This is a genomic window from Anaerotignum sp., assembly GCF_031981185.1.
Classification (GTDB): Bacteria; Bacillota; Clostridia; order Lachnospirales; family Anaerotignaceae; genus Chakrabartyella.
Genome location: NZ_DALYUL010000017.1, coordinates 75,382 through 82,415 on the forward strand (window position 1 = coordinate 75,382; position 7,034 = coordinate 82,415).

5 protein-coding genes are annotated in these 7,034 nt (G+C 40.5%); 4 read left to right on the plus strand and 1 reads right to left on the minus strand.

The features are described from left to right. Positions 1-159 precede the first annotated feature (159 nt). Positions 160-2,301 (plus strand): Tex family protein, encoded by a 2,142-nt coding sequence (locus RTK36_RS10890; protein WP_312047114.1) that lies wholly within the window; start codon positions 160-162, stop codon positions 2,299-2,301. 225 nt (positions 2,302-2,526) lie between these two features. Here RTK36_RS10890 and RTK36_RS10895 read toward each other — a convergent pair whose 3' ends face one another. Next, positions 2,527-5,121, minus strand: a complete 2,595-nt coding sequence (locus RTK36_RS10895; protein ID WP_312047116.1) for a cation-translocating P-type ATPase — start codon at positions 5,119-5,121, stop codon at positions 2,527-2,529. Positions 5,122-5,486: 365 nt separating this feature from the next. Between RTK36_RS10895 and RTK36_RS10900 the strand changes: the two genes are divergently transcribed. From RTK36_RS10900 to RTK36_RS10910, 3 genes are all read left to right on the plus strand, one after another. Beyond that, the gene (locus RTK36_RS10900) at positions 5,487-5,717 is read left to right on the plus strand and encodes a hypothetical protein (RefSeq protein WP_312047118.1); all 231 of its coding nucleotides are present in this window, start codon (positions 5,487-5,489) and stop codon (positions 5,715-5,717) included. A 242-nt stretch (positions 5,718-5,959) separates the two neighbouring features. Continuing rightward, positions 5,960-6,382 (plus strand): DUF805 domain-containing protein, encoded by a 423-nt coding sequence (locus RTK36_RS10905; protein WP_312047120.1) that lies wholly within the window; start codon positions 5,960-5,962, stop codon positions 6,380-6,382. Between the two features lie 170 nt (positions 6,383-6,552). Further along, positions 6,553-6,744: a ferredoxin gene (locus tag RTK36_RS10910; RefSeq protein WP_066046559.1), complete on the plus strand. Its 192-nt coding sequence runs from the start codon at positions 6,553-6,555 to the stop codon at positions 6,742-6,744. Positions 6,745-7,034: the final 290 nt, after the last annotated feature.

A 7,034-nucleotide genomic window follows, 5' to 3' on the forward strand; every position in this document is an offset into this window, starting at 1 on the left:
CCTCCGCAAAACCATCCTTTTTGATGGTAGCGTGCAGTTCCATCCAAAACCCACTTGCTTTTTAAGCGAGACCCCAAAAAAGGGAGTGTTTCAGTCAAAACATTAAGGTTTTGATTTTTTCACTCTGTAAAAAGCATAATTAAAAAGGAAGGCGTAAAAATGGATATTCTAAAACGATTACAAGAAGAACTGAATATTAAAACTTTTCAAGTGGAAAATACAGTTGCCCTTTTGGATGAAGGCAACACAGTGCCATTTATTGCAAGATACCGTAAAGAAATGACAGGATCTTTAGATGACCAAATCATTCGTCAACTTGCAGAGCGTTTAACCGCCCTAAGAAATCTCGAGGAAAAACGGGAGCAAGTGCGTTCCTCCATCGAAGAGCAAGGCCTTCTTACCTATGAATTGGCTAAAAAGCTGGAAGATGCCATAACCCAAACAGAAATTGACGATATTTACCGCCCATTCCGCCCAAAACGCCGTACCAGAGCATCCATTGCCAAAGAAAAAGGCTTAGCTCCTTTGGCAGAAATGATTTGGGGACAGGTGCTTTTGACCCCTTTGAATGAATATGCCGCCGCTTTTGTGGATGAAGAGAAAGGCGTTTCCTCTGTTGAAGATGCCATAGAAGGCGCAAAAGATATTTTGGCGGAACAGCTTTCCGACGATGCAAGCATTCGACAGCTCCTTCGAGAGGAATGGATGAAAAACAGTCTATTGCTCTCTCAAAAAGCAAAGGATGAGCCTTCTGTATACGAAATGTATTATGATTATAGTGAGCCCTTAAAGAATATCGCCTCTCACCGCATTCTAGCAATTAACCGTGGCGAAAAAGAAGGCTTTCTTTCCGTAAAAATTCAAGGAGAGGATGAACGTCTTTTTGAAAAAATAGGGCGTGTTGTCATCAAGAAAAACAGCCATACTGCCGAAATTTTACAGGCTGTCATCGAGGATAGCTATAAAAGACTCATTGCTCCATCCTTAGAACGAGAGCTTCGCAACGATTTTACGGAAAAGGCCGAAGAATCTGCTTTGGGCGTCTTTCGTGAAAACTTGAAGCAGCTTCTATTACAGCCTCCCATTGCAGGTAAGGTTGTCTTAGCTTTAGACCCGGCTTTTCGTACAGGTTGTAAGCTGGCAGTGATTGATGAAACAGGAAAACCTTTGGAAACAGCAGTGATTTATCCAACACCACCCCAAAATAAAAAAGAAGAGGCCGAAAAAACACTGAAACGCCTCATAGAAACCTATGGCGTTTCCCTAATTTCTATTGGTAACGGCACCGCTTCCAGAGAGTCGGAGCAGTTTGTTGCAGAAGTTTTGAAAGGATTAGATCGAAAGGTTCAGTATATCATTGCCAATGAGGCAGGGGCTTCCGTTTATTCCGCATCCAAGCTGGGTGCAGAGGAATTTCCCCAATATGACGTATCTCTGCGTAGTGCTGTTTCCATCGGCAGAAGAATCCAAGACCCTTTGGCGGAGTTGGTAAAAATAGATCCCAAATCCATCGGCGTGGGACAATATCAGCATGACATGAACCAAAAACGTCTTGGTGAAACCTTAGGGGGCGTAGTTGAAGACTGTGTAAACAGCGTAGGGGTGGATTTGAACACCGCAAGCCCTTCTTTGCTTTCTTATGTTGCAGGGATCAACAGCACCGTTGCGAAGAACATATTGTTATATCGGGAAGAAAACGGAAAATTTAAAACCCGTAAGGAATTGCTGAAAGTGCCAAAGTTAGGGCCTAAAGCATTTTTACAGTGTGCCGGGTTTTTGCGCATCTCCGAAAGCAACATGGCCTTAGACCACACAGGAGTGCATCCTGAAAGCTACGGAGCGGCAGAAAAGCTTCTTAGCGCTTGCGGCTTCACCCTAGAGGATGTGGGGAAAAAACAAGTAACAGGCTTAAGCAAAAAAATAGCTTCCCCTGAAAAAATGGCAGAAACACTGGGCATTGGTGTTCCCACGCTGGAGGACATCATCAAGGAATTGGAAAAACCCGGACGTGACCCTCGCGAAGATGCCCCTGCCCCTATTTTGCGCAGTGACGTTCTTTCTATGGAGGATTTGCAAGAAGGGATGATTTTGACGGGAACGGTGCGTAATGTCATAGATTTTGGTGTATTTGTGGATATTGGTGTACATCAAGACGGACTAGTGCATATCTCTCAGATTTGTAACCGATTCATCAAACATCCTCTAGAAGCAGTAAAGCTTGGGGATGCAGTAAAGGTAAAAGTGCTCTCCGTAGATATAGAAAAGAAGAGAATTTCATTAACTATGAAAAATGTGGAGTAGAATACAAAGGTATTCTGCACATGGCGTCATCAAAAAAGGTGCCAAATAAGAAGACACCTCAGAATTTCAAATAAACATATTTTATAATGGGCAAGGGTTAGAATCAAAGGGTTTCATCAATAAAATCAGTAGTATGGACTTTGCCCCATTCTAGAAAACTTAAAGAAACTGAGCTTTATTTAAAAGGGCAAGCATATGCTTGCCCTTTTAAATTCTAATGTTCTTTTATCTTCCTCTTGCTAAACGTTCCAACTGAATAATCAACGTAGGCACAAATGCCAGACCAACAATCTGCAAAATATGTGTAACTGTCAAAGCATCATCAATATCAAACAATTGGTGTAAACCAGACAACAATAGCACCGCCATAAGCAAAATACCACCAATGGCAAAGGCACCATAGCTATATGGGTTATTGGGTAGTCGAAAGATGGAGCGTGTTCCCCTGCAATTGAACCCATGGAACAAACGAGCCAAGCAAAGAGTTGCAAATGCCATAGTAGATGCCAAACCGGGATTTTCACCCAGACCAACATAAAAGGCTATAATGGTCACAACAGAAATCAAGCCTCCCTGCAACACCAATCTATTTACAAAATCCCGTGTTAAAATGCTTTCTTTTGGGTTTCTCGGTTTATCATTTAATAAATCCCCAGTGGGTTTTTCCATATTTACTGCCAATGCAGGCAAACTATCTGTGAGCAAATTGATAAACAATAGCTGTACTGCTGTAAAAGGCAATGGCAATCCCAATAAGGAAGTAAACAATACTGTTATAATCCCAGCAAGGTTACCGGAAAGCAAAAATTGGATTGAATTTTTGATGTTTGCATACACATTACGCCCATTGCCAACGGCTTTTACGATGGTTGCAAAGTTGTCATCCGTTAAAATCATTGCCGCCGCATCCTTAGATACTTCAGTACCCGTGATACCCATAGCAATACCAATATCCGCCTGTTTTAGCGCAGGGGCATCATTTACGCCATCACCAGTCATCGCCGCAATGCAGCCGTTTTCCTGCCAAGCACGTACAATTCTGATTTTATGCTCGGGGGAAACACGGGCATACACAGAAATTTCTTTTACCATATCCCGCAATTCTTCGTCACTAATATGCTCCAGCTCTGCACCCACAACGGCTCTGTCTCCTTCTTGCAAAATACCAATTTCTTTTGCAATGGCAGATGCCGTTACCTTGTGATCCCCTGTAATCATAACAGGGCGAATGCCTGCCCGCAGACAGTCAGCAACAGCAGACGCAGATTCCAAACGGGGGGGATCCATCATGGCAATCAAACCAATAAAGGTTAAGTCCCTTTCATCCTCCAAGATCAGACGACGTTGTTCACCAATTTCCTTTTTCCCAAAAGCCAGAACTCTTAGGCCTTGGGAAGAAAAATCTTGATTTTCTGCAATAATTCTATCCAAATCCTTTTGGGTGATTTCTCTTACCGTTTCGTTTTCCACAATATTATTGCATCTGGAAAGCAATACATCAGGAGCACCCTTTGTCATCATTAATATTTTTTCATCAAGTTGGTGCAAGGTGGACATGAGCTTTCGGTCAGAATCAAAGGGAAGCTCACTTAGACGAGGATATTCCCCTCTAATATCTGCCTCATGACCACCGGTTTTACGGCAAAAACTAAGCAACGCCGTTTCCGTAGGGTCACCTATTTTGGCATCTCCGCTAATTGCCCCATCATTACAAAGAACCCCTGTTACAATCAGCTCTCTATGCTGTTTTTTATCACTATCTACATCATCTGCGTCCGTGGTACCGCCCAGGGTAAACACCTTTTGCACCGTCATTTTATTCTGGGTCAATGTACCTGTTTTATCAGAACAAATTACGGAAACACAACCCAAGCTTTCCACCGCCCGAAGGTTTTTAATGATGGCATTTTCCCTCGCCATTTTTTGGGTACCAATTGCCAACCCAATGGTCACAATAGAGCTTAACGCCTCAGGAATTGCAGCCACCGCCAACGCCACAGCAAACATCAAAGCATCTGCTATAGCCTGACCACGCCATACGCCAAGGCCAAACACAATAACACAGATTGCCAGAATGACAAAAGAAAGCTTTTTTGAAAAATCATCTAAGCTTCTTTGCAGTGGAGTTGTTTTTTCCTGGGCAGATTCCATCAGGTTAGCAATTTTTCCAATCTCTGTCTCCATACCTGTAGCAGTTACCAAAACCACAGCACGTCCATAAGAAATCAAAGATCCACTAAAAACCATATTTAAGCGGTCTCCCAAAGGAAGTTCCTCTTCCTCAATTAAATCAGCAGATTTATTTACATTTTCCGATTCTCCCGTTAAGGCGCTCTCGCTAACCTGCAGGGAGTGATTTTCTAAAATACGACCATCCGCCGCGGCAACATCCCCTGCTTCCAAAAGCAAAATATCACCTGGAACCAACTTTACGGCTGGAACCTCCATTTTTTCCCCATCACGAATGACTCTCGCATTAGGAGCAGACATTGCCTTTAGACTTTCCAGAGATTTTTCTGCTTTAAAATGCTGTACCGTACCTAAAATCGCATTTAATATCAATACGGTGATAATAACGATGGTGCCTTCCATTCCTCCGGTCAACGCCGAAATGATGGCCGCTACAATTAAAATGACAACCAAAAGATCAGCAAACTGCTCAAAAAACACCTGAACAAGGCCCTTGCGCTTGCCTTCCCTCAGCTTATTTTCCCCGTACTTTTCCAGCCGTTTTTCCCCTTCTTCCCCAGAGAGCCCATGCTTTGAGGTTTCGTATTCGCGAAATAGCTCCTCCTTTTTTCTCATCCAAAGTTTATCCATTTCCATTCTCCTTTCGGTGCAAACAAAAAAGACCTTTATTGCACCCATACAAATTTTTCGGTACAATAAAAGTCTTGCTTCCTAAGAATACTCAGCATTCTTGGGGCAACGTCCGGGCTGTTTGGCCGTGATGACGAACGTTGGCGTCGCTTATAGCGAAAGCTACTCCCTCTTATTTGTATGAATTCTACCATACCAAACATGGAAAATCAATACAAATTTTCCATGTCACCGAAAAATCTTCCTTTTTCAGTATTCCCAATGAATTCTGACTATAGTCTTGTATATTTTTTAACATATCTCTTTTCATATGCATATTTATTTGGTATACTAGACAAAACTCAGTTGGAAAAGGAGGGATTGATATGATTCACGAAAAATTTACAGTTACAGGGTTAAACGAAATGGTTTATCACCTAAGAGAATACAAGGATAAAACCGACTGGCGTATTGATTTTTACAACATTTACGGTGCGTTGTTGCTTACCTTCGATAGCGATGAGGAAACCTTAGCGCGTCTGCAGGATGAAAATGATGCCTATCAAATGGTTACCGAATGGATGGATGTTGCCTTAATGATGGGCAAGGAATATTAATTCCTCTGCAAAACAGAGCATTCCAACAGATGTCTAAAGCATTGACACCTTTGAGAAAGCCTAATTTGTTTTATCACACACACATATAAGCTTGCTTTGCTTTGCAAAAAAATTGCACTGTAATGCAGGCTTTTTTCGAAAGAAATATAAAGACTGATTGTTCAATTAACTTCCATATATTGTTGACTTATGTAAAATTATGGTATATTCTTTTTATATATTAATGAGGAGGTTATCTATTTATGAATAGCTACATAGAAATTATTAAAAAATATGCCGTTTTTACAGGACGTGAAAGTAGGAGAACATTCTGGTACTTTGTATTATTTAATATTATTTTCTCCCTAATCATCAACTTGATAGGTAAAATCTTGCATACGGATATTTTATCAACAATTTATTCTCTTGCGCTCTTTTTGCCCAGTCTTGGAGCGTCTATAAGAAGATTACATGATATTAATAAATCCGGCTGGTGGATTTTACTTGGATATATTCCCTTTGCAATCTTTCTAATTGTCATTCCCCTTGCCTTTGTTTCAAGGAGCGCAGCATTAGGTGGATTAATTTTAATTTGGTTACTTAGTCTTGCAAGTATTATTTGGCTTATCGTTTTAGAAGCAACTGCAGGTACACCGGAAGAAAATAAGTACGGTGAACCTGTATAAACACTTTATTTTGATATAGAAAAGAATTGCCTTCAAAAAATATTTTTTTAAAATCTATACTCCTTTATAAATGAATCTAAAATTTATAACTATATCTTTTTATTGAAATAGTGCATATCTTTCATGGAAAGAGAAACAATACTACAAACTGTTTATAAAGGAGAGATCTTATGAAAGCATATGTAAATGAAAAATGCATTGGTTGTGGCCTGTGCGTCACCCTTTGTGGCGATGTTTTTTCTATGGACGATAGCGGTCTGGCAAAAGCGATTCCAGAAAATGTCCCCCCCAGTACAGAGGCCATGGTCATTGAAGCGAAAACAAACTGTCCTGCCATTGCCATTGAAACAACTGGTCATTAATAAAGATATGAAAAAGGGAGGTATTCTTAATGAATTCCTCCCTTTTAATATTATTTAAAAAACTATTCCTAATGATTTATAGCCTTTTCTAAACTAAAAAAACATTTTAAATTATGAAAGAAAACTTTATTTTTTATAAATTACATATAGCTCAATAATATATGTAAGAGCAAGTAAAACGATTAATGGATACGTCCAATAGCTTTCCATTGCAACCCCACTAACCTGGCCACTCTCTTTCAAGAATATTGAATTTGAAACGAAAAAAGCGGCACCTGTAAACAGATGCC